The 22,736-nt window shown below is 67.7% G+C and carries 19 protein-coding genes; 13 read left to right on the forward strand and 6 right to left on the reverse strand.

Features of this window, described 5'->3' with window-relative positions; genetic code table 11:
* Positions 1–330 precede the first annotated feature (330 nt).
* From rocF to ACVCL9_RS16375, 6 genes are all read left to right on the forward strand, one after another.
* Positions 331–1,245, forward strand: a complete 915-nt coding sequence (rocF, locus tag ACVCL9_RS16350; RefSeq protein ID WP_447097347.1) for an arginase — start codon at positions 331–333, stop codon at positions 1,243–1,245.
* A gap of 106 nt (positions 1,246–1,351) precedes the next feature.
* Entirely contained in the window at positions 1,352–2,713 is a 1,362-nt protein-coding gene (locus ACVCL9_RS16355; RefSeq protein WP_447097346.1) for a tryptophan--tRNA ligase, read from the forward strand.
* A 57-nt stretch (positions 2,714–2,770) separates the two neighbouring features.
* Positions 2,771–3,094: a hypothetical protein gene (locus ACVCL9_RS16360; RefSeq protein ID WP_447097345.1), complete on the forward strand. Its 324-nt coding sequence runs from the start codon at positions 2,771–2,773 to the stop codon at positions 3,092–3,094.
* A 162-nt stretch (positions 3,095–3,256) separates the two neighbouring features.
* Positions 3,257–5,485, forward strand: a complete 2,229-nt coding sequence (locus ACVCL9_RS16365) for a DUF5916 domain-containing protein (protein ID WP_447097344.1) — start codon at positions 3,257–3,259, stop codon at positions 5,483–5,485.
* 78 nt (positions 5,486–5,563) lie between these two features.
* Positions 5,564–6,082, forward strand: a complete 519-nt coding sequence (locus ACVCL9_RS16370) for a YgjP-like metallopeptidase domain-containing protein (RefSeq protein ID WP_447097343.1) — start codon at positions 5,564–5,566, stop codon at positions 6,080–6,082.
* A gap of 2 nt (positions 6,083–6,084) precedes the next feature.
* Positions 6,085–6,729 (forward strand): DUF6348 family protein, encoded by a 645-nt coding sequence (locus ACVCL9_RS16375; RefSeq protein WP_447099490.1) that lies wholly within the window; start codon positions 6,085–6,087, stop codon positions 6,727–6,729.
* 88 nt (positions 6,730–6,817) lie between these two features.
* On the opposite strand, the gene ACVCL9_RS16380 is transcribed toward ACVCL9_RS16375, so the two are convergent.
* The 4 genes from ACVCL9_RS16380 to pdhA all read right to left on the reverse strand — a co-directional run bounded on the left by ACVCL9_RS16380 (position 6,818) and on the right by pdhA (position 11,642).
* Positions 6,818–7,591 carry a DUF2306 domain-containing protein gene (locus ACVCL9_RS16380; RefSeq protein WP_447097342.1) on the reverse strand — a complete coding sequence of 258 codons (774 nt, stop codon included), beginning with the start codon at positions 7,589–7,591 and terminating at the stop codon, positions 6,818–6,820.
* Between the two features lie 469 nt (positions 7,592–8,060).
* A complete protein-coding gene (locus tag ACVCL9_RS16385; protein WP_447097341.1) occupies positions 8,061–9,461 on the reverse strand; it encodes a dihydrolipoamide acetyltransferase family protein in 1,401 nt (466 codons plus the stop codon).
* 111 nt (positions 9,462–9,572) lie between these two features.
* Positions 9,573–10,553, reverse strand: a complete 981-nt coding sequence (locus ACVCL9_RS16390) for an alpha-ketoacid dehydrogenase subunit beta (protein ID WP_447097340.1) — start codon at positions 10,551–10,553, stop codon at positions 9,573–9,575.
* 3 nt (positions 10,554–10,556) lie between these two features.
* Positions 10,557–11,642, reverse strand: coding sequence for a pyruvate dehydrogenase (acetyl-transferring) E1 component subunit alpha (gene pdhA, locus ACVCL9_RS16395; protein ID WP_447097339.1), 1,086 nt, complete (start codon positions 11,640–11,642; stop codon positions 10,557–10,559).
* Positions 11,643–11,974: 332 nt separating this feature from the next.
* Between pdhA and ACVCL9_RS16400 the strand changes: the two genes are divergently transcribed.
* Positions 11,975–12,823, forward strand: a complete 849-nt coding sequence (locus ACVCL9_RS16400; protein ID WP_395116249.1) for a tryptophan 2,3-dioxygenase — start codon at positions 11,975–11,977, stop codon at positions 12,821–12,823.
* Between the two features lie 14 nt (positions 12,824–12,837).
* Here the strand turns inward: ACVCL9_RS16400 and ACVCL9_RS16405 are convergent, their stop codons facing one another.
* Complete coding sequence (locus ACVCL9_RS16405) at positions 12,838–13,545, reverse strand: ArsR/SmtB family transcription factor (protein WP_395116251.1); 708 nt, start codon at positions 13,543–13,545, stop codon at positions 12,838–12,840.
* Between the two features lie 177 nt (positions 13,546–13,722).
* Here ACVCL9_RS16405 and ACVCL9_RS16410 point away from each other — a divergent pair, with 177 nt between their 5' ends.
* Positions 13,723–15,225 carry a peptide MFS transporter gene (locus tag ACVCL9_RS16410; protein WP_395116253.1) on the forward strand — a complete coding sequence of 501 codons (1,503 nt, stop codon included), beginning with the start codon at positions 13,723–13,725 and terminating at the stop codon, positions 15,223–15,225.
* A gap of 184 nt (positions 15,226–15,409) precedes the next feature.
* A complete protein-coding gene (locus ACVCL9_RS16415; protein WP_447097338.1) occupies positions 15,410–16,918 on the forward strand; it encodes a peptide MFS transporter in 1,509 nt (502 codons plus the stop codon).
* Between the two features lie 97 nt (positions 16,919–17,015).
* On the opposite strand, the gene ACVCL9_RS16420 is transcribed toward ACVCL9_RS16415, so the two are convergent.
* A complete protein-coding gene (locus ACVCL9_RS16420) occupies positions 17,016–17,477 on the reverse strand; it encodes a MarR family winged helix-turn-helix transcriptional regulator (RefSeq protein WP_395116257.1) in 462 nt (153 codons plus the stop codon).
* 107 nt (positions 17,478–17,584) lie between these two features.
* Here ACVCL9_RS16420 and hppD point away from each other — a divergent pair, with 107 nt between their 5' ends.
* The 4 genes from hppD to hemN all read left to right on the forward strand — a co-directional run bounded on the left by hppD (position 17,585) and on the right by hemN (position 22,716).
* On the forward strand, positions 17,585–18,679 hold the full coding sequence (hppD, locus tag ACVCL9_RS16425) for a 4-hydroxyphenylpyruvate dioxygenase (protein WP_447097337.1): 1,095 nt from the start codon (positions 17,585–17,587) through the stop codon (positions 18,677–18,679).
* A gap of 12 nt (positions 18,680–18,691) precedes the next feature.
* Positions 18,692–19,990, forward strand: coding sequence for a homogentisate 1,2-dioxygenase (gene hmgA, locus ACVCL9_RS16430; RefSeq protein ID WP_447097336.1), 1,299 nt, complete (start codon positions 18,692–18,694; stop codon positions 19,988–19,990).
* Positions 19,991–20,027: 37 nt separating this feature from the next.
* Positions 20,028–21,014, forward strand: a complete 987-nt coding sequence (locus ACVCL9_RS16435) for a fumarylacetoacetate hydrolase family protein (protein ID WP_447097335.1) — start codon at positions 20,028–20,030, stop codon at positions 21,012–21,014.
* Positions 21,015–21,315: 301 nt separating this feature from the next.
* Positions 21,316–22,716 (forward strand): oxygen-independent coproporphyrinogen III oxidase, encoded by a 1,401-nt coding sequence (gene hemN / locus ACVCL9_RS16440; protein ID WP_395116267.1) that lies wholly within the window; start codon positions 21,316–21,318, stop codon positions 22,714–22,716.
* Positions 22,717–22,736 lie beyond the last annotated feature (20 nt).

A 22,736-nucleotide genomic window follows, 5' to 3' on the forward strand; every position in this document is an offset into this window, starting at 1 on the left:
CTGGCATTGTCCTTCCGTCATGCCACCACACGGCGCGCGGGCCAGAGCGTGGCCATGGCAGCCCACGGGCGTCGGGTTCCGCTGTCGTCGCAGGCCACCCGCCCGTCATGGCGTGGTGGGTCATGCATCGCGCGTGACGCGGCCCCCACGACCTGATCCGTTAGACTTGCACCATGCGCGGCGGTCATCGCCGCGCATGCATTCTTGCGTCCACGACCGCGCACCATGTTTGCGCGATGTCCCGGTACAGCGCCATGGACGCCGCGTGATCCACCGTGCCGGTGCACCGCGTCAGCGTGCGCGCCGGACTCCACCGCAGGCAAGAACTTCATGAACACACAAACCGTTTCACTGATCGGCGTTCCCACCGACATCGGCGCCGGCCACCGTGGCGCCTCGATGGGGCCGGAAGCCATGCGCGTCGCCAACCTGGCCGCCAAACTCGAACAGCGCGGCCTGCAGGTAATCGACCGCGGCAACCTGCAGGGGCCGCTCAATCCGTGGCTGCCGCCGGTCGACGGCTATCGCCATCTCGACGAAGTGGCCGCATGGAATACGGCCGTCTATACGGCTGTTCGCCAGGAGCTGCAGTCCGGCCGCCTGCCGATCATGCTCGGCGGCGACCATTGCCTCGCCATCGGCTCGATCAGCGCGGTGGCCGACCACTGCCGTGAAACCGGCAAGCAGCTGCGCGTGCTGTGGCTCGACGCGCATTCGGATTTCAACACCGCCGAGGCGACGCCGTCGGGCAACATCCATGGCATGCCGGTGGCCTGCCTGTGCGGCCGCGGCCCCCGGGTGCTCACCCACATCGGCAGCGCCACCCCCGCGATCACCCCCGACGTGATCCGCCAGATCGGCATCCGCTCGGTCGACTACGGCGAGAAGCAGCTCGTGCGCGAAGCCAACGTGGGCATCTTCGACATGCGCCGGATCGACGAGGACGGCATGAAGCGGGTGATGGAGCAGGCACTGGAAGGCATGGACGACAACACCCACCTGCACGTGAGCTTCGACGTCGACTTCCTCGACCCCAGCATCGCGCCCGGCGTCGGCACCACCGTGCGCGGCGGCCCCGGCTACCGCGAGGCGCAGCTGTGCATGGAAATGATCTCCGACAGCGGCCGGATGGCCTCGCTCGACCTGGTCGAGCTCAACCCCGCCTTCGACCGCCGCAACGCCACCGCCAAGCTGGCGGTGGATCTGATCGAGTCGCTGTTCGGCAAATCCACGCTGATCCGCTGAGGCATTCATTGGTCGCGGTCGCACTCAACCATCGCGTGACGCCCGCGGCCGGATTGCCTTGGCGGGGCGATGACGTAAACTGAAATCTTTACTTGCGCAGCGCAGCATGCAGACTCGAGTCCTTACCGGCATCACCACCACCGGCACCCCCCACTTGGGCAACTACGTCGGGGCGATCCGTCCCGCCGTCGCGGCCAGTCGACGGGCGGACGTGGACGCGTTCTACTTCATGGCCGATTACCACGCGTTGATCAAGAGCGACGACGCGGCGCGGATCGAGCGGTCGCGGCTGGAGATTGCGGCGAGCTGGCTGGCGGCGGGGCTCGATCCGGCGCGGGTGACGTTCTATCGGCAATCGGACATCCCGGAAATCCCCGAGCTGACCTGGTTCCTGACCTGCATCGCGTCCAAGGGCATGCTCAACCGCGCGCACGCATACAAGGCGGCGGTGGACAAGAACGCCGCGGCAGGCGAGGACGCCGACGCCGGCATCACCGCCGGCCTGTACATGTATCCGGTGCTGATGGCGGCCGACATCCTGGCGTTCGATGCGCACCAGGTGCCGGTGGGGCGCGACCAGATCCAGCACATCGAGATGGCGCGCGACCTCGGCCAGCGTTTCAACCATCTGCACGGGCGCGAATTCTTCGTGCTGCCCGAGGCGCTGATCGAGGAGCAGGTGGCCACGCTGCCGGGGCTCGACGGACGCAAGATGTCCAAGAGCTACGACAACACCATCCCGCTGTTCGCTGGCGGCAAGAAGCAGCTGCGCGAGGCGATCATGCGCATCGTCACGGATTCGCGCCTGCCCGGCGAGCCGAAGGACCCGGACAGCTGCGCGCTGTTCACCATCTTCCGCGCCTTTGCCAGCGAGACCGAAACGGCGGCATTCCGCCGCGCGTTGGAGGAGGGGCTCGGCTGGGGTGAAGCCAAGCAGGTGCTGTACGAGCGCATCGAAGCCGACGTGGCGCCGATGCGCGAGCGCTACGACACGCTGATGGCCGACCCGGCCGCGATCGAGGTGATCCTGCAGGAAGGCGCGCGCAAGGCGCGGGCGATCGCCACGCCGAAAGTGGCCGGCCTGCGCGAGGTGCTGGGTTTGCGTGCGATGCGCACGGCTGGCGCAGCGGCGGGCCCGGCGCGGCCGGCGAAGGTGCAGCGCGTCGCACGGCTGGCCAGTTTTCGCGACGACGACGGCCGCTTTCGTTTCCGCCTGTTCTCGGCCGAGGGAGAGGAGCTGCTGCTGTCGGTGCCGTTCGCCGACCCCAAGGCGGCGGGTGCAAGCCAGAAGCGCCTGAAGCAGTTGGGCGCCACCGCGGCCGTGGTGCAGGTGCGCGGCGCGAATCTGGTGCTGGAGATCGATGGCGAGGCCGTGGCGAGCACGCCGGATTATCCGGACGAAGCCGCGCGCGAGCAGGCGCTGACGCGCCTGCGGCTCGCGCTGGACCAGCTCGCGACGCAGGATTGAATGGTCGTGGTGCTCTCGTCGTTCCGACTCGCCGCCGCGCCCTGAAAGGAGATATCCGTGCGTTACCTGTCCATCCTGTTGTTGGCCCCCTGGCTGCTGGTGCTGTGCGTGATCTACTGGATCTGGCCGCGCAGCCTGCCGCGAACGGCGGGCCGGCGCACGTTCGACGTGCTGGTGCTGCTGCTGGCCGGCATCGCCACCGCGCTCGCCGCGCTTGCCGGTTTCGATTCGGCCGTGCTGCCGGAGCCGGGCGAATTCGGCCCGGTCAGCGGGTCGATCTGGCAGCAGGTGCTGCCCGCGTTGTGGGGCTACGGCGCATTTGCCGCGGTGATCGTGCCGGCGCTGGTGCTGCGCCAGTGGTGGTGGGGGCGCAAGCGCTGATCGTGTCCCGGCGCGGTGCGGGCCGCGCCTGCGTCATGCCCTTTGCATGACCAATGGCCGTCGAGGAATTCAAACCTTCGCGGCAAGCTGTGCATCTACCCCATGCCGAGCGCGCCGGTTCCACTGCGCCGCGCGGCATTCTCTCCCCGTGGATTCCCCGACATGCGCCTTGCATGCCTGTTGTTCCTGACCCTGGCCGCGGCCTCGGCGCCGGCGCTCGCCGTCGAGATTGACGGTCACATCCAGCCGGCCGAGTGGGCCGGCGCACGACACATCACCGATTTTCGCCAGACCCAGCCGCTCAACGGCCAGCCCGGCACGCTGCATACCGAGGCCTGGGTGCTGGCGACGCCGGAGGGGCTGGCGGTGGCGTTCCGCTGCGACCAGCCACCGGAGGTGCCGCGCACGCGCCAGCGCGTGCAGCGCGATTTCGACGACCAGGTGGACCGCGTCAACGTGATGGTCGACTTCAACGGCGACGGGCGCACCGGCTACGATTTCGTGGTCAGCTCGACCAACGGCATCAACGATGCGGTGATCACCAACGAGAGCCGGTTCAACAAGGACTGGGACGGCAGCTGGCAGCACGCGGTGAGCGAAGATGCGGCCGGCTGGAGCGTGGAGATCCTGATCCCCTGGTACACCGCGCCGATGCATGCGGCGAAGGACGGCCAGCGCACGCTCGGCATCTATCTCGATCGCGTCACCGGCTCCACCGGCGAACGCGACGCATGGCCGGTGGCCAGCTTCATGCGCCCGCGCTTCCTGTCCGAGTTCGAGCGGATCGAGGTGCCGCAGTACCACCAGTCGCTGTTTGCGATCACGCCGTATGCGTCGGGCCTGTACGACAACGTGCGCGGCCGCAGCCATTTCCAGCAGGGCGCCGACATCCTGTGGAAACCGAACGGCCAGTTCCAGCTGACCGCGGCGTTGAACCCGGATTTCGGCCAGGTCGAGAGCGACGACCTGGTGGTCAACTTCGGCGCCACCGAAACCTACGTCAGCGACAAGCGCCCGTTCTTCACCGAGAACCAGGGCATCTTCGATTTCAGCCTGCTCGACGACAACAGCCAGCTGGTCTACACGCGCCGCGTCGGTGGTCCTTCGGACGATGGCATGGGCGCGGCGGACATCGACGCCGCGGTGAAGCTCAACGGCAGCGTCGGCACCACCAGCTACGGCGTGCTGGCCGCCGACGAGGACGGTCGGGCCGGGCGCTTCTTCGGGGCTGCGCGGGTGACCCACGACTTCGGCACGCAGAGCCTGGGCATGCTGCTGACCCGCGTCGACCGGCCATGGCTGGATCGCGAGGCGACCGTGCTCGGCGTCGATCACCACTGGCAGCCCACCGCGCAGCTGACCATCGCCACCAACGTGGTGGCCAGCGACATCCTGCAATCGGGAACGCACACGCGCGACAGCGGCGGCACCGTCATCGCCGACCTGGAAATGGGCGACGGCTGGCGCCAGCAATGGCTGGGCATGCACTTCGGCGACCGGCTGCAGGTCAACGATTTCGGCTACCTCGAACGCAACAATTTCAACTACGCCCACTGGGAGGTGCGCAAGCGCTACGCCTCGCTGCCGGCGGACTCGGCCTACAGCTCGCACGACTGGCATTTCCGCGTCGACGCGCTGGACAACGACCACGGCCTGCGCCTGCGGCGGCAATTGCGCATCCGCCGCACCAGCACGTTGCGCGACGGCACCACCGAGGATGCACAGCTCAACGTCAACACGGCCGGCTGGGACGACTTGCTGACGCGCGGGCATGGCGCGCTGTTCCTGCCGCCGTCGCTGGATTTCTTCTACGAGCGCATCAGTCCGCGCCACGGCGATTGGGCGTTCAAGCTGGATGCGGAGGTTTTCACCGGCGGCCTCGGCGGCAACCGGCAGGCCGCCTTCGACATCGAGTTCGTGCCCACCTACTTCATCAACGACGCCTTCAGCGTATACGCCGGGCCGTCCTGGCAGCGCATTCCGGACTGGCTGGTCTGGCAGCACGACAACCTGATCGGCCGCTTCGACCAGCACACGCTGCAACTCGATGCCGGTTTCGACTGGGCCATCGACCCGCGCCAGGAACTGCGCGTGAAGCTGCAGGCGATCGGCCTGGACGCGCGCCTGCGCGGCGGCTACCGCGTCGGCGCCAGCGGCCGCGCCGAGGCCAGCGACGAGCCGATCGACGACTTCAACGTGCGCAACCTCGGCCTGCAGATCCGCTACCGCTACGAGCTGGCTCCGCTGTCCTACCTGTACGTGGTCTACGGCCGCGGCGGTTACGCGATGGATGGCCTGGCGCGCCACACGGGCGATGTCCTCGGCAACAGCTTTGCGTTGCGCGACGACGAGCAACTGCTGGTCAAGCTGAGTTACCGCTTCGACATGTAGCGGCGCGCGTCGTCGCATCCGCGCGACTTCCGTGGGCGCTCCACCCGGATCGAGGCGGCGCAGTGCGAGAATGGCCGCATGGTCGCGCTCAAGTATCTCCAGGCATACCCCGCCACGCTGCAGGGCAAGGTGCGCGCGCTGATTGCGCAGGAGCGCCTGGGCGAGCACCTGGCCAGGCGTTACCCGGCGCGCCACGACGTGCAGAGCGACAAGGCGCTGTATGCCTACGTGGCTGCCTTGAAACAGCAGCACATGAAGAATGCACCCGGCATCGACAAGGTGCTGTACGACGCCAGGCTCGACGTGCTGCGCAACGCGCTTGGCCTGCACACCGCGGTCTCGCGCGTGCAGGGCGGGCGGCTCAAGGCGAAAAAGGAGATCCGCGTGGCCAGCCTGTTCAAGGCCGCTGCGCCGGAGTTCCTGCAGATGATCGTGGTGCACGAACTGGCGCACCTGAAAGAGATGGAGCACAACAAGGCGTTCTACCAGCTGTGCACGCACATGTTGCCGGACTACCATCAGCTGGAGTTCGACCTGCGTGTCTACCTGACCTGGCGCGAGCTGCCGTCGAACGACACCACCCCCTCGCAGGCATGACGATGGACAGCGCGGCGTTGCAGAAATACCTGTTGCAGTTGTTCGAGCGCCACGACGTCGAGCTGGAAGCGGACGAGGACGGCTGGCTGGTCACCGACGGCGACTTTCCGGCGATCCGCGCTGCCTGGCATGCGGGTGCGGCGGGCGAGCCCGGCCGGCTCGACGTCGACGTGGTGCTGAGCGAGGAGCGCTACATCGAGGAGAGCTTCGCCGGAGCGGGCGGCGGCGACACCGGTTGCCGCGACGCGCTGCGCGCGTTCGAGCACGATGCGTTCCACCCGCTGCTGGCCGCGTGCTGGTACGTCACCGACGACCGCCGCATGCGCATTGCCGCGTGGGAGATCGGCGTGCGCACGTGGGACGTGTTCATCGGCCCGTTCGGTGCACGCGGCGCGGATGCCGCCAGCATGCCCACCGAGGCGCTGGCGTCGATCGAGGCGGCATTGAAGCGCGAAGCGCTCAGCCCCGAACTGCACTGGGTGCGCCTCGTGCACAGCCATGCCGCGGATGGCGATTCGCGCTGCGAGGCACTGCTCGACAACGAGCTGTGGACCGCCGGCACGCTGGCGCTCGCCAGCGTCGCATGGCCGCAAGCCGGCGACTACAGCGCGCGCTGTTTCCTGTTGCTGGACGTGCGCGATTATTGAACGGGCGCCACCCGCCGGGCACGCGCGAAGTCTTCCGGTTTGGGTGGTGAATCCCTGGCGGGCATGGCGCAGCGATAGCAAGCTGGCGCTACCGCAGATGCGGCAGCCACAGCATCATCGACGCGGCGAAGATGCCGGCCGCCGTCAGCAGCGTCGCGGCAAACAGGCTCGCGGCCATGGCCGTGCGTCCGCGCGACCCGCCTCGGTCCTGCGCGTGGAAGTAGAGCTGGAGCACGGCCAGCGGCAGCAGGTACTGGGCGAACGCGAGGGTGGTGAGCGCCGGCCCGGTGAACGTCTCCGGGTCGAAACCCGCCGGCCCCTGGTTCAGCAATATCCAGAACGTCAGGCCGATGCGGAAGAACCACACGCCGCTCACCGCCAGGAACAGGCGCAGCGCCCAGCGCCGATGCAGTGCGAAGCGACGGTCCATGGCGTGGCGCAACGCCATCGCCGCACACAACAGGATCAGGATCGCGTTGATGCTGATCGCGACGTGCTGCCATGGGCCGCCCACCTTGGTTCCCGTCCATACCATCGCCAGGCCACCCACGCCCATCACGAACGCCGAGGCGAGATAGATGCGTCCGTTCCAGCGATGGAAACGCGGGAACCGCCGCCGCACGCCCGTCGCCAACTGAAGCAGGCCGCCGATGGTGATCAGCGCCGCGAAAGCCAGGTGCGCGGCCACCGCGGCGTTGTGCAGCGGATCTCCCGCCACGTGGGCGCGTGGAAAGATCCGGTTCCAGGCGTCGAATTGGCCGAGCAGCGCGGTGCGGCCGTAAAAGCCGAACAGGTACGCGACGAAGATCAGCTGGCCCAGTCCGGCCACCACGAACCAGCCCGTCGCCGCGGCCTGCAGCACGGATTTTCCGTGCGCAGGTGGTCGCGTGCCAGCGAAGGCCGCCGCCGGTGAATTGCGTATCCGTGGATCGGAGGCGCAAAGGCTGTCGCTGGCAGGCGTCGTCGCGTCGGGCGGAGGAGTCATCGGGCCGGTTCCGGAGTGCATTGCCCGGCAGTGTTGCCAGTGGCGGCATTGCCGGGAACACGTCAGGCGACGGACGGCGGTTTGAGGTTGCCGAGGCACGGTGGGAGACGACGGCGAGCGCTGCCGCCGACCGGTTTCCCCGCGCGGCGGCCTGCGCGCCCGAAGTCGGAGGGCAGCGCCTCGACTTCCTCGCCCTCAAGTGCGAACGGATCTGGATCGGGTACGGCGGTACTGCGCGTCGCCGGTAGCGCGGGATGTTGTCCGGGAACGGGGGCCGTACCCGCCCGCGAGCGTGAAAGAAACAGGGCGCCCGCGGGCGCCCTGTTTTCTGCCGGGGGTCGCCCGCTCAGTTCGGCAGGGACAGATCGTCCAGCAGCGCCTTGAGGAAGCGGGCTGCTTCGCCGCCGGTGGCGGCGCGGTGGTCGAAGGTCAGGCTGATCGGCATGCGCCGGTGCACTTCGATGCCGCCCATCACCGCCACCACGTCGTGGCCGAGCTTGCCGGCGCCGATGATGGCGACGGTCGGCGGCACCACGACGGGCGTGGCGTAGCGGCCGGCGAACATGCCGAAGTTGCTCAGGCTGATGGTGTAGCCGGACAACTCGGAGGCGGGGATGGTGCGGTCCTCGACCTGCGTGCGCAGGCGCTTGATCGCGGTGCGGATGCCGGCCGCGTCGAGCATGTCGGCGTTGCGCAACGCCGGCACGAACAGGCCGTCGTCGGTGTCCACCGCGATGCCGATGTCCACCTGCGGGTGCAGCGTGCGGGTGAGGTTCTTGCCGTCGAACCATGCGTTCAGCGCCGGCACCGTCTTGCACGCGGCGACGATCGCGCGGATCAGGCGCGCGGTGATGTCCTGCTTGCCGATCCAGGCGTGCAGGTCGGCGTCGTCGACCAGGGTGGTCGGCACGACCTGCGCGTGGGCGTCGGCCATCACTCGGGCCATGTTGCGACGCACGCCCTTCAACTGTTCCGGCTGGCCGGTGGCGGTGACGCTCGGCGGCGCGGTGCGCACCGGCTTGCCGGCCAGCGAGACCGGTCCGCGCTGCGGCTCGGCCGGCGGCAGTTCGGGCGCCAGGTGGCGGCCGGCGGAAGCGGGCACGGCGCGGGCCGGGGCGGCACCGAGCGCGGCGGTGCCGTTCGCGGCGGCGTCCTTGACGTCCTTCATCGTGACCACGCCGCCGGCGCCGCTGGGGCTCACGCGGGAGAGGTCGACCTTGAGCTTCTTCGCCAGCGCGCGTACCGCCGGCACCGCCTTCACGCCGCCGATGCTGGCCGCCTGCTCGACGTGCACGGTGTTGCCGCTGACCATCGCGCCGACCACGGTGCCTTCGTCTTCGCGCTCCTTGCCGGTCTGCGCGATCTCGCCGCCTTCGTCCGAGGCGATCACCTGGTCGTCGGCGTCGTCCGGGTTCGGCGTGGGCGTGCCGGCGCCGGCGGCCGGCTTTTTCGGGCCGTGGTGGTGGCCGGTGGCCTCGGCCTCGGCGCGCTGCTTGGCGTTCGGATCGGGTTCGAACTCGGCCAGCGCGGCGCCGGTCTCGATGATGTCGCCGGGTGCGCCATGCAGCTTGACGACCTTGCCGGTGTAGGGCGAGGGCACGTCGACCACCGCCTTGGCGGTTTCCATCGAGCACAGCGGTGCGTCGAGCTTGATGGTGTCGCCCACCTTCACGTGCCACTCGACCACGGTCGCGTCGGGCAGGCCTTCGCCGAGGTCGGGGAGGTAGAACGTCTTGATGTCAGCCATTGGTTTTTCCGGGAATAGGGAATAGGGAATGGGGAATCGGAAGAGCGGGCGGGCATTGCGCTTTGGCTTTGCCCATTCCCTATTCTCTATTCCCGATTCCCGGCGGCAAGCTCAGCTTGCCGCCAACGTGCGCTTCGCCGCGTCGACGACGCGTTCCACGCTCGGCAGGTATTTCATTTCCAGGCGGAACAGCGGGATGTGGGTGTCGGGGCCGGTGACGCGTTCGACCGGGGCAAGCAGGTCGTACATGCATTCCTCGGCCAGGCGGGCGGCAATCTCGGCGCCGAAGCCGGCGGTCTTGGGGGCTTCGTGCACGATCACGCAGCGACCGGTCTTGGCCACCGACTCGGCGATGGTGTCGAAGTCCAGCGGGGTCAGCGTGGCCACGTCGATCACTTCGGCGCTGATGCCTTCGGCGGCCAGCGCGTCGGCCGCTTCGAGCGACTCCTTCACCTGCGCGCCCCACGTGACGATGGTGACGTCGCTGCCGTCGCGCAGCACGAAGCACACGTCCAGCGGCAGGGCTTCGCCATCGTCCGGCACCTCTTCCTTGTACTGGCGGTAGATGCGCTTGGGCTCGAAGAACATCACCGGATCGGGGTCGCGGATCGCGGCCAGCAGCAGGCCGTAGGCGCGCGCCGGGGAGGAGGGCAGCACCACGCGCAGGCCGGGGATATTGGTGAACAGGTGCTCGTTGGCCTCGGAGTGATGCTCCGGTGCGCGGATGCCGCCGCCCCACGGCGCACGCCACACGGCCGGCACGGTGAGGCGGCCGCGGGTGCGGTTGCGCATGCGTGCGGCATGGCAGGCGATCTGCTCCATCATCGGGTAGATGAAGCCCTCGAACTGCGCCTCGGCGACCGGCTTCATGCCCTGCACGGCGAGGCCGACGGTGACGCCGGCGATGGTGGTTTCGTCCAGCGGCGTGTCGAGCACGCGCAGTTCGCCGAATTTTTCCTGCAGGCCCTGGGTGGCGCGGAACACGCCGCCGTTGACGCCGACGTCTTCGCCCAGCACCACGACCGATTCGTCATGGGCCATTTCGTAGGCGAGCGCCTGGGTGACCGCTTCGATGAGAGTGATTTGTGCCATGGCTTAGTGGGCCTTCTGGTCAAGCGAGAGAACGTGGTCGCGCTGTTTTTCGAGGTCGGCGGGCAGCTCCGCGAAGGTGTAGTCGAACATCGCCGAGACCGGCTGGGTCCTGGTTTCCAGGTACGCGTTGACCTCGTTGTCCATCCACTCGTCGCATTCGGCCTTCCACGCCTCTTCCTTCGCGTCGTCCCACACTTTCTTCGCCACCAGCCAGTTGCGCAGGCGCTTCATCGGCTCCTTGGCCCAGGCTTCGTCGACCTCGTCCTTGCCGCGGTAGCGACGCGCGTCGTCGGCGGTGGTGTGGTCGCCCAGGCGATAGGTGACCAGTTCCAGCACGCTGCCGCCTTCGCCGTTGCGCGCGCGATCGAGTGCGTCCTCCATCGCCTTGCGCACCGCGATGATGTCGTTGCCGTCGACCTGGATGCAGAACAGGCCGGCCGCGATGCCCTTCTGTGCCAGCGTCGGCGCACCGGACTGGATCTTGCGCGGCACCGAGATCGCCCACTGGTTGTTGACGATCACCGCCACCAGCGGCAGGTTCTGCGCGCCGGCGATGTTGATCGCGCCGTAGAAATCGCCCTTGGACGAACCGCCGTCGCCGATGGTGCACACCGCCACGCGCTTCTCGCCGCGGATCTTGAACGCCAGCGCCGAGCCGGCCGCGTGCAGGCATTGCGTGGCGATCGGCACGCTCCACGCGAAGTCGTGGCGCGCCGGCTCCTTCTGGTAGTCGTTGCCGCGTTCGTCACCCCCCCAGTACATGTAGACCTCGCGCGGCTGCACGCCGCGATACAGCTGCGCGCCGTATTCGCGGTAGCTCGGTGCGTAGACGTCTTCGGGCTTCATCGCGCTGCCGATGCCGACATGGGCAGCCTCGTGGCCGAGGCAGCTGGCGTAGGTGCCCAGCTTGCCGGTGCGCTGCAGCGCGATCGACTTGGCGTCGAACACGCGGGTGGACAGCATCAGCTTGTACAGCTCGACCATGTGGTCGAGGTCCTTGGCGAAGGCCGGGAGATCCTTGCGGACTTCCTTGCCTTCGGCATCGAGGTACTGCAGGTATTCGATTTCAAACTTGGCGGCGATGGTCACGACTCGCTCCGGAGTGAGTACAGAGGAAAACCTGGTGGCGCATGTCCCGCCGGTTGCGATCGGGCCGCAAACGACTGCGCAAGACCGCGCTTGATAACAGGCTGGCATGTTGCACTGCAAGGTACAGTGCAGCATGCGTGGCGGTATGGAAGGGCGGTTGCGGAGCCCGAAACCCCTGCAGGAGAGCACTCCGTGCGCGATGCTTCCGCGAATCCCGGATTCCGTTCCGGAAAGCATCGCGCACGGGGAGGGCTGCGCCTCTGTCCTGGATCAAGGTTCATGCGTCGCCCCAGCCGTTACCATGCCCGTTTCCGATGACACGACGGAACACCATGAGCGACAACCAGCGCGATCTCGAAGCGGGCATCCAGACCGACCTCAACGGACAGATCACCTACGGCGGCTACCTGCAGCTGGACACCTTGCTGTCGGCGCAGCAGCCGCTGAGCAATCCGCCGCATCACGACGAGATGCTGTTCATCGTGCAGCACCACGTGGCCGAGCTGTGGATGAAGCTGATGCTGCACGAGCTCACCGCCGCGGTGGCGCACCTGCAGCGCGATGATGTCGATGCCTGCCTGAAGATCCTGGCGCGGGTGAAGCAGGTGCAGCGCCAACTGTTCGAGCAATGGGCGGTGCTGGAGACGCTCACTCCGTCGGAATACCTGGAGTTCCGCGGCGTGCTGGGGCCATCGTCGGGTTTCCAGTCGCTGCAGTACCGCAAGATCGAGTTCACCTTGGGCAACAAGAATGCCGCGATGCTCAAGGTGTTCGCGCATGACCCGGTCGCGCAGGCCGGATTGCGTGCGGTGCTGGAGGCACCCAGCCTGTACGACGAGTTCCTGCGCTACCTGTCGCGCCGCGGCCATGCGGTGCCGGCCGAGCTGCTCGATCGCGACTGGACCCAGCCCTACCGCCGCAACGCGGGCCTGCTGCCGGTACTCAAGCGCATCTACGAGGGCCGTGCGGATTTCTGGCCGGAGTACCACCTGTGCGAGCAACTGGTGGACGTGGAGGAGAGCTTCCAGCTTTGGCGCTTCCGCCACATGAAGACGGTGGAGCGCATCATCGGCCATCGCCGCGGCACCGGCGGCTCGTCCGGGGTGAGTTTCCTGAAGAAGGCACTGGACCTGGAGTTTTTCCCCGAGTTGCTCGACGTGCGCACCGAACTCGGCGTCTGACGACGGCGACTCGCTCAGCCGGAAACGGCGTCGAGCGCGTCGGCGTCGATGCCGAACTCGCGCGCCAGCGCCGCCGCGCCCAGCGGGGTAGGTGTCAGTGCGCGGCTGCTCGGCCGCCGGCGCAGCCAGCCGACCCGATCGATCATGCCGTGCGCCAGATCGCGTCCCAGCGTACCGCCGACGTGATGGCGGCGTTCGGTCCAGTCCAGGCATAGCCGGCCGCGCAAGGTGGCCGGGCTGTCGGCGGCCAGCAGGTCGAGCCGCTGCAGCGCGTCGCGTCCTGCCCGGCTGAGGCCGCAACCGTCGCCATCGAGTTGCAGCCAGCCGCGTTGCAGCAGCGATTCGCGCAACAGCACGCCGAGCTGGCCGGCCAGATGGTGGTAGCACAACCGCGCACGCCACAGCGACGGATCGCCCGGCCGCTGGCGCGGTGGCGGTCGTGGCATCAGGCTGGCCATCGCCTCCAGGGCGGCGGCCACGTCGGCATTGGCCAACCGGTAGTAGCGGTGGCGGCCCTGCGGCTCGACCGCGACGAAGCCCTCGGCGACCAGTCGCGCCAGGTGCGCGCTGGCAGTGGCGGCACTGATGCCGGCCAGTTGGGCCAGCTCGCCGGCAGGCAGGGCGACGCCATCCAGCAGCGCCGCGAGCATCGCGGCGCGGCTGGGTTCGGCCAGTGCGGCGGCGGGTTTGAACAGGTGTTCGGGCCAGACGGTTTTGCGCATGCCCGCAGTGTAAGTCGGCGGCCGCGGGGAGGTTTCGTCGCGCGACGAAGCATGGCGGTGGCGACGGTGCGCCGGCGTGCCGCGGGTTGACGGCGCGCCGTGGGCCGGTTACATCTTCGACGCAATATCTTGCGATCACGCCGGCCGCAGCCGGCGCATCACTCTCACGGAAACCCCATGACGACGAGCAACTCCACGGCCGCGCCGCTGCCGGAATACCCGCAACTGCTTGGCCACCCGCGACCGCTGTGGATGCTGTTCATGTCGGAGTTCTGGGAGCGCTTCGCGTTCTACGGCATGCGCTGGGCGCTCACGCTCTACATCGTGGCGCAGTTCTGGGACGGCAACGACGCCGGCCAGGCGGATGCCAGCCGCACCTACGGCGCGTACCTGGCGCTGGTCTACGCCACCGCGGTGTTCGGCGGCTACGTGGCCGACAAGATCCTCGGCTACCAGCGCTCGATCCTGCTCGGCGCGGTGGTGATGGCGGCCGGCCTGTTCATGATCATGCTGCCCAGCCACGAGGTGTTCATGCTGGGCCTGGCCACGATCATCGTCGGCAACGGCCTGTTCAAGCCGAACATCTCCTCGATGGTCGGCCAGCTCTACGCGCCGGGCGACTCGCGCCGCGACCGCGGCTTCACGCTGTTCTACATGGGCATCAACGCCGGTGCGCTGATTGCGCCGGTGCTGACCAGCATCCTGGCCAACAAGGTGTTCGGCACGCCCGGGCACCACAGCTACAACGTGGTGTTCGCCGCCTCCGGCGTGGGCATGCTGATCAGCCTGGTGTGGTTCTGGTTCGGCCGGCGCCAGCTCGGTCCGGTCGGCCGGCCCTCGCCGGAGATGGCCAACCCGATGCGCGTGGTGTACGTGGCGATCGGCGTGCTGGTGGCGATCCCGCTGGTGTACCTGCTGATGGATCGCGCCGGCGCGGTGGTGCTGCAGTGGCTCCTCACCGCGCTGTTCCTGGGCGTGGGCGTGATGCTGGTGATCGAGGCGATCCGCACCGGCCGCGTGCAGATCCAGCGGGTGATCGCGATGCTGATCATCTTCACCTTCAACGTGCTGTTCTGGATGTTCTTCGAACAGGCCGGCAGCTCGTTCAACTTCCTGGCGCAGCACATCGTGGATCGCGACCTGGGCGGCTGGATGTTCCCGATCGGCTGGTTCCAGTCGGTCAACCCGGTGGCGATCGTGCTGCTGGCGCCGCTGATCGCACTGGCCTGGGGCTGGCTGGACAAGCGGCGCATCGAGCCGTCGATCCCGCGCAAGTTCGGCCTGGGCCTGATCGGCAACGCGCTGGGTTTCGCGGTGCTGATGTATGCCTTGTCCAGCCTGGTCGGCGACAACGGCATGATTCCGCTGTGGACGCTGGTGCTGTGCTACGTGCTGCAGACCGCCGGCGAGTTGTGCCTGTCGCCGATCGGCCTGTCGATGGTGACCAAGCTGGCGCCGGTGCGGCTGGTCGGGCTGGGCATGGGCGGCTGGTTCCTGTCCACCGCGATCGGCAACAACCTGGCCGGCCTGTTCGCCGCCCACGTCAGCGGCGAGTCCGGCATGACCGTGGACTCGGCCCTCTCCGGCTACACCTCCGGCTTCTGGATCCTGCTCGGCGGCGGCGTGCTGCTGTTCCTGCTCGCGCCGCTGATCAACAAGCTGATGCACGGGGTTAGGTGAAGGCAGGGAATAGGGAGTAGGGAATAGGGAATGGTCAAAGCGGCAACGCGAAGCCTCGTCCCGCTCTTCCGATTCCCGATTCCCGATTCCCCACTCCCTGACTCTCAACCATTGACGCGACGCTTGGCGCCCGGTTACATCTGGGCGCTTGCGGCTGCCTCACGCATGCCGATGAAGGACTTGCATGAGCCAGACCGGTACCGTCGACGTCGTCCCGACGCCTGATTTCCCGCCATTGCTCGGGCATCCGCGACCGCTGTGGATGCTGTTCATGACCGAGTTCTGGGAGCGCTTCGCGTTCTACAGCGTGAGCTGGGCGCTGGCGTTGTACATCGTGGCCGAGTTCTACCACGGCGACAGTTCGGGCCAGGCGTGGGCCAGCGCGATCTTCGGTTCGTACACCGCGCTGATCTACGGCACCGGCATCTTCGGCGGCTGGGTGGCGGACAAGTTGATCGGCTATCAACGCACGATCCTGCTCGGTGCGGCGGTGATGGCGGCGGGACTGTTCGTGCTGGCGCTGCCCGACCGCGTGATGCTGCTGCTCGGGCTGGCGCTGGTGATCGTCGGCGACGGCCTGTTCAAGCCGAACATCTCCTCGATGGTGGGCCAGCTCTACGGCCGCGACGACCCGCGCCGCGACCGCGGCTTCACCCTGTTCTACATGGGCATCAATGCGGGCGCGCTGATTGCGCCGCTGCTTACCGGCTGGATGGCCGCGCAGTTCACCGCCACCCCGCTGGAGCAGAATTACCGGCTGGTGTTCATCACCGCCGGCGTGGGCATGCTGCTGAGCCTGCTGTGGTTCTGGTTCGGCCGGCGCCAGCTCAAGGGCGTGGGCCGGCCTGCGAACGGCGCGGAAAGCCGCTGGCGCGTGCTGTGGGTGGCGGCCGGCACGTTCGCCGCGGTGCCGGTGATGTACTGGCTGCTCTCGGGCATCGGCGCGCGCGGCCTGCAATGGGTGCTGGGTGCGCTGTTCGTGGTGGTGGCGGCGATGCTGCTGACGGAGGCGGCGCGGCACGGCCGGGTGCAGACCCGGCGGGTGATCGCGATGCTGATCATCTTCGCCTTCAACGTGCTGTTCTGGATGTTCTACTACCAGCTCGGCACCACCTTCAATTTCCTCGCCGAGAACCTGGTGGATCGCCGGCTGTTCGGCGGCTGGACCTTCCCGGTGGGCTGGTTCCAGTCGGTGAGCCCGCTGGCCATCATCGTGTTCGCGCCGCTGGTGGCGGCGGTGTGGGCGTGGCTGGACAGGCGCCGGCGCGAGCCCTCGATCCCGCGCAAGTTCGGCTTCGGCCTGGTCTTCAACGCGCTGGGTTTCCTGGTGCTGGTGTACGCACTGGGACAGCTGCTGGGCACCGACGGGCTGATCCCGTTCTGGCCGCTGGTGCTGTGCTACGTGATGCAGACCCTGGGCGAGCTGTGCCTGTCGCCGATCGGCCTGTCGATGGTGACCAAGCTGGCGCCGCCGAAGCTGGTGGGCTTCGCGATGGGCGGCTGGTTCCTGTCACTGGCGGTGGGCGGCAACCTGTCCGGCCTGTTCGCCAGCCGCATCACCGGCACCCACGGCCTCACCGCCAGCGCCGCACTCGACGGCTTCACCTTCAGCTTCTGGCTGCTGCTCGGCGCCGGCGCGCTGCTGCTCGCCATCGCGCCGCTGGTGAACCGGCTGATGCACGGGGTGCGTTGAGGCCGGGAATGGGGAATAGGGAATGGAGAATCGTCAAAGCTCACGCCGCGGCGCTGTGCTCTCCCATTCCCGATTCCCTATTCCCCATTCTCGGCCTTCAGGCCAGCAGCTTGTCCAGTATCCGCTCCAGCCACTGGCGCTCCTCGGCATCGAGTTTGGCCAGCACTTCACGTTCGCGGGCGCGGGCCATCGGGGCGACGTCGTCGTGGATGGCCCAGCCGGCGGCGCTGAGCTTGAGCACCGAGCGGCGCTTGTCGTTGTCGTGCACCGTGCGATCCACCCGGCCCGCGGCGACCAGGCGCGCCAGCGCGCGGCTCACCGCCACCTTGTCCATCGCCGTGCGCTCGGCCACCTCGCGCGCGGACAGCCCTTCGAAGCGGGCCAGCACCGCCATCACCCGCCATTCCGTCACCGAGAGATCGTGGCGGCTCTGGTAGTCGTCGGCGATCGTCTGGCTGATCGTGTTGGACAGGATCGACAGCCGGTAGGGCAGGAAGTGCTCCAGTTGCAACGGGGCGTGCTCGGCGCGGGCCGGCGTGCTCTTGTGGCGGAGGGACATGGACGGGTTCCTTGCAATTGGTTTCATTTGTAACTATAACGAAGGATTACCAGTGGTGATGGCACGCTCGTGGGCGGCCATCGTGCACCGACAATCAGGAGAGCGCCATGAACGCCCAGCCCAACCTTGGCATGCAGGTCAGCACCTTCGACAACCCGATGGGGATCGACGGCTTCGAATTCGTCGAGTTCGCCGCGCCCGCCGGTCGTGCCGGGGAGCTGCACGAACTGTTCAAGCGGATGGGCTTCGCGGCAGTGCTGAAACACAAGTCGCGGCCAATCACCGTCTACCGGCAGAACGGCGTGAACTTCCTGGTCAACGAGGACCCCGATTCCTTCGCCGCGGATTTCGCCAAGGCACACGGCCCCAGCGCCTGCGGTTTCGGCATCCGCTTCCGCAAGCCCGGCGCGCAGGTGCTGCAGGCGGTGCTCGACAACGGCGGCGAGCAGGTCGGCCACAAGGAAGCCAGCAAGGCGGTCAACGCGGCGGTCATCAAGGGCATCGGCGACTGCATGCTGTACCTGGTCGACCGTTACGGCAACCTCGGCAGCATCTACGACGCCGATTACGTGGCGATCGCGGGGGCGGAGCAGAACCCGACCGGGTTCGGCCTCACCTTCATCGACCATCTCACCCACAACCTGTACTTCGGCAACATGCAGAAGTGGTCGGACTACTACGAGAAGCTGTTCAACTTCCGCGAGATCCGCTACTTCGACATCAAGGGCGCCAAGACCGGCCTGGTCTCCAAGGCGATGACCGCGCCGGACGGCGTCGTGCGCATCCCGCTGAACGAGTCGAACGACCCGAAGAGCCAGATCAACGAATACCTCGACGCCTACCACGGCGAAGGCATCCAGCACATCGCCTGCTTCACCGACGACATCTACGCCACGGTGGAGAAGATGCGCGCGTCCGGCGTGGAGTTCCTCGACACCCCCGACACCTATTTCGAGGTGATCGACGAGCGCATCCCCGGGCACGGCGAGGACGTGCCGCGGCTGGCGAAGAACAAGATCCTGATCGACGCCGACAAGGAAACGAAGAAGCGCCTGCTGCTGCAGATCTTCACCCAGAACTGCATCGGCCCGATCTTCTTCGAGATCATCCAGCGCAAGGGCAACGAAGGTTTCGGCGAAGGCAATTTCCAGGCGCTGTTCGAGTCGATCGAGCGCGACCAGATGAAGCGCGGTTTCCTCTGAGGAGCGGTTCCCATGGCGATCGGCGTCAGCAAGGGTTACCAGTCGGGTTTCGGCAACGAGTTCGCCAGCGAGGCCATTCCCGGCACGCTGCCGGAAGGACAGAACTCGCCGCAACGCGTGGCGCACGGACTGTATGCGGAGCAGCTGTCGGGCACCGCGTTCACCGCGCCGCGTCATAGCAACCGGCGCAGCTGGCTGTACCGGATTCGCCCGGCGGCGGTGCACGAGCCGTTCCAGCCGCTGGCGCATGCCACCTTCCACAATCGTTTCGACGAGGCGCCGGCCACGCCGAACCAGTTGCGCTGGGATCCGCTGCCGCTGCCGGCGCAGCCGACGGATTTCATCGACGGCCTGGTCACCCTGGCCGGCAATGGCGGGCCGGCGGAGCAGGCGGGCATCGGCATCCATCTGTATGCGGCCAATCGCTCGATGCAGGGGCGGTTCTTCCACGACGCCGACGGTGAGCTGCTGATCGTGCCGCAACAGGGTCGGCTGCGGCTGGCCACCGAGCTGGGCGTGATCGAGCTGGAGCCGCAGGAGATCGCGGTGGTTCCGCGTGGCGTGCGCTTCCGCGTGGACCTGCTCGATGGCGAGGCGCGCGGTTACGTCTGCGAGAACTTCGGCGCGCTGCTGCGGCTGCCGGATCTCGGCCCGATCGGCTCCAATTGCCTGGCCAACGCGCGCGACTTCCTCACCCCGGTGGCAGCGTACGAGGACGTCGAGGGCGCGTTCGAACTGGTGGCGAAATTCCAGGGTGCGTTGTGGTCGGCGAAGATCGGCCATTCGCCGCTGGACGTGGTCGGCTGGCACGGCAATTACGCGCCGTACAAGTACGACCTGCGCCGTTTCAACACGATCGGCTCGATCAGCGTCGACCATCCCGATCCGTCGATCTTCACCGTGCTGACCTCGCCCAGCGACACCGCCGGCACGGCAAACGTGGATTTCGCGATCTTCCCGCCGCGCTGGCTGGTCGCGCAGCACACGTTCCGGCCGCCGTGGTTCCACCGCAACGTGGCCAGCGAGTTCATGGGCCTGATCACCGGCGTGTACGACGCCAAGGCCGAGGGCTTCGTGCCCGGCGGCGCCTCGCTGCACAACTGCATGAGCGCGCACGGCCCGGATGCGGCGACGTTCGAGAAGGCTTCGACTGCCGACCTGTCCAAGCCTGACGTCATCACCGCCACCATGGCCTTCATGTTCGAGACGCGCAAGGTGATCCGGCCCACGCAGCAGGCGCTGGACGCGCCGCAGTTGCAGCAGAACTATTACGCCTGCTGGCAGGGCATCGCGAAGCACTTCGCGCCGTGACGGCCATCCATCCACGAAGCACATACAAGGCGACACGATGAAACTCGGATCTCTCAAGGAAGGCGGCCGCGACGGCACGCTGATCGTGGTCAGCCGCGACCTCTCCCGCGCGGTGAAGGCCGACGCCATCGCGCCGACGCTGCAGGCGGCGCTGGACGACTGGTCGAACGCGGCGCCGCGGCTCAATGCGCTGTCCGAAGAGTTGAATGCCGGCCATGCCGCTGGCGCCTTTGCGCTGGACGTCCACGCGCTGGCCTCGCCGCTGCCGCGCGCCTACGAGTTCGTCGACGGCTCGGCCTACCTGCCGCACGTGGAGCGCGTGCGCAAGGCGCGCGGCGCCGAGGTGCCGGCCTCGTTCTACACCGACCCGCTGATGTACCAGGCCACCAGCGCCGGCTTCCTCGGCCCGCGCGATCCGGTGGTGGTGCCCAGCGAGGATTTCGGCATCGACCTGGAAGCGGAAGTGATCGTGGTCACCGACGACGTGCCGATGGCGGCGACGCCGACGCAGGCGTCCGGACACATCCAGCTGGTGGGCCTGGTCAACGACGTCAGCCTGCGCGGACTGATTCCGGGCGAGCTGGCCAAGGGCTTCGGCTTCCTGCAGTCCAAGCCGCGCTCCGCGCTGTCGCCGGTGCTGGTGACGCCGGACGAACTGGGCGACGCCTGGCAGGGTGACAAGCTGCACCTGCCGATGCGCACCTGGCTCAACGGCGCCTGGTTCGGCGAGGCCGAGTGTGGCGTGGACATGCAGTTCTCCTTCGCCGAGCTGGTGGCCCACGTGGCGAAAACGCGTCCGCTCACCGCCGGCACCATCGTCGGCTCCGGCACCATCGCCAACCAGGACACCGGCAAGGGCGCCTCCTGCCTGGCCGAGCAGCGCACCGTGGAAACGCTGCGCGATGGCAAGCCGTCCACGCCGTTCCTCAAGTTCGGCGACCGCCTGAAGATCGACGTCACCGACGCTGCCGGCGCCTCGATCTTCGGCTCCATCGAGCAGCAGGTCGAACCGCTCAAGCGCTGAAAGGCCGGGAATGGGGAATAGGGAATAGGGAATAGGGAATAGGGAATAGGGAATAGGGAATAGGGAATAGAGCATCATGCCCGTCGACACGCCGCGCGAGCCAAGCGCTTCACCGAGGACGGGCGATGCCTGCGTGTGAAGCGTTTCGCCAGCGGGAGCACCTCGGCGTGCGTGTTTCCCCGATTCCCGATTCCCTATTCTCCATTCCCTGCATCAAAGACGCTGCGGCAGGTTGACGCGACTTCCGGCGGGTTGATCCGGATCAAGGCGGACGGGCAGGGGGGTGGACAGACTCGTCCCCATGGCCACTCCCATCGAACCTCCCGACTTCGACCCTGCGCTGATTGCCCGTTACGACGTGGCCGGTCCGCGTTACACCAGCTATCCGACGGCGCCGCAGTTCAAGACCGAATTCGACGAAACCGTGCTGCGCGGCGTGATCCGGGCGTCCAACGAGGAGCCGATCCCGCGCCCGCTCTCGCTGTACGTGCACGTGCCGTTCTGCATGAGCCCGTGCTTCTACTGCGGCTGCAACCGCATCATCACGCGCGACCACAGTCAGGCCGATCGCTACCTCGAACGGCTGTACCGCGAGATCGAGCTGATCGCGCCGTTGTTCGACCGCGACCGTCCGGTGCGCCAGCTGCACTTCGGCGGCGGCACGCCCAACTTCCTCGACATCCGCCAGATGGGCGAACTGCTGGAATCGCTGGCGCGGCATTTCAGCTTCAGCCGCGCGGCGGATCGCGAATTCGGCATCGAGATCGACCCGCGCTTCGCCGACGGTGCCTATGTGCACGGCCTGGGCGAGCTGGGTTTCAACCGCATGTCGGTGGGCATCCAGGATTTCGACCCGGCGGTGCAGGAAGCAGTCAACCGCATCCAGAGTTTCGAGCAAACCCGCGAGGTGCTCGAGGCGGCGCGCAAGTCGTGGTTCCGCTCGACCAGCGTGGATCTGATCTACGGCCTGCCGCTGCAGACCGTCGAGGGCTTCAGCCGCACGCTGGAGCAGGTGGTGTCGCTCGACCCGGATCGCGTGGCCGTCTACGGCTACGCGCACCTGCCGGAGATGTTCAAGGCGCAGCGGCAAATCGCCGCAGCCGACCTGCCCGACGCCGCCACGCGGCTGGCCCTGTTCGGCCGCGCGGTGGCGCAGTTGTCGGCGGCGGGTTACGTCTATGTCGGCATGGACCATTTCGCCAAGGCCACCGACGAACTGGTGCTGGCGCAGCGCGCCGGCACGCTGCAACGCAATTTCCAGGGCTATTCGACCCACGGCCACTGCGACATCGTGGGGCTGGGCGTCAGCGCGATCGGCCGCATCGGCGACAGCTACAGCCAGAACGCGCGCGACCTGATGGGCTATTACGGGGCGCTGGACGCTGGCCGGCTGCCGGTGGCGCGCGGGCTGGAGCTGGATGAGGACGACCTGATCCGGCGCGAGCTGATCGGCGAGCTGATGTGCCACGGGGTGGTCGACAAGCAGCAGTTCGGTGCGCGCCATCGGCTGCTGTTCGACGAATATTTCGTGCGCGCGCGCGAACGCCTCGCGCCGCTGGTGGCCGACGGTTTGGTGGAAGACGACGCGCGCGAGGTGCGGGTGACCTCGCGGGGCCGTCTGCTGTTGCGTATCATCGCCATGTGCTTTGACGCCTATCTCGACGACAAGGCACAGGCGGCGCGCTATTCGCGCGTGATCTGATCCACGCAGCTCCGACCAGG

The organism is Rhodanobacter sp. UC4438_H5 (assembly GCF_052978405.1).

Coding starts and splice junctions, on each gene's coding strand:
- rocF (WP_447097347.1), top strand. CDS start 331: ATGAACACACAAACCGTTTCACTGATCGGCGTTCCCACCGACATCGGC.
- ACVCL9_RS16355 (WP_447097346.1), top strand. CDS start 1,352: ATGCAGACTCGAGTCCTTACCGGCATCACCACCACCGGCACCCCCCAC.
- ACVCL9_RS16365 (WP_447097344.1), top strand. CDS start 3,257: ATGCGCCTTGCATGCCTGTTGTTCCTGACCCTGGCCGCGGCCTCGGCG.
- ACVCL9_RS16370 (WP_447097343.1), top strand. CDS start 5,564: ATGGTCGCGCTCAAGTATCTCCAGGCATACCCCGCCACGCTGCAGGGC.
- ACVCL9_RS16375 (WP_447099490.1), top strand. CDS start 6,085: ATGGACAGCGCGGCGTTGCAGAAATACCTGTTGCAGTTGTTCGAGCGC.
- ACVCL9_RS16385 (WP_447097341.1), bottom strand. CDS start 9,461: ATGGCTGACATCAAGACGTTCTACCTCCCCGACCTCGGCGAAGGCCTG.
- ACVCL9_RS16390 (WP_447097340.1), bottom strand. CDS start 10,553: ATGGCACAAATCACTCTCATCGAAGCGGTCACCCAGGCGCTCGCCTAC.
- ACVCL9_RS16400 (WP_395116249.1), top strand. CDS start 11,975: ATGAGCGACAACCAGCGCGATCTCGAAGCGGGCATCCAGACCGACCTC.
- ACVCL9_RS16405 (WP_395116251.1), bottom strand. CDS start 13,545: ATGCGCAAAACCGTCTGGCCCGAACACCTGTTCAAACCCGCCGCCGCA.
- ACVCL9_RS16410 (WP_395116253.1), top strand. CDS start 13,723: ATGACGACGAGCAACTCCACGGCCGCGCCGCTGCCGGAATACCCGCAA.
- ACVCL9_RS16415 (WP_447097338.1), top strand. CDS start 15,410: ATGAGCCAGACCGGTACCGTCGACGTCGTCCCGACGCCTGATTTCCCG.
- ACVCL9_RS16420 (WP_395116257.1), bottom strand. CDS start 17,477: ATGTCCCTCCGCCACAAGAGCACGCCGGCCCGCGCCGAGCACGCCCCG.
- hppD (WP_447097337.1), top strand. CDS start 17,585: ATGAACGCCCAGCCCAACCTTGGCATGCAGGTCAGCACCTTCGACAAC.
- hmgA (WP_447097336.1), top strand. CDS start 18,692: ATGGCGATCGGCGTCAGCAAGGGTTACCAGTCGGGTTTCGGCAACGAG.
- ACVCL9_RS16435 (WP_447097335.1), top strand. CDS start 20,028: ATGAAACTCGGATCTCTCAAGGAAGGCGGCCGCGACGGCACGCTGATC.
- hemN (WP_395116267.1), top strand. CDS start 21,316: ATGGCCACTCCCATCGAACCTCCCGACTTCGACCCTGCGCTGATTGCC.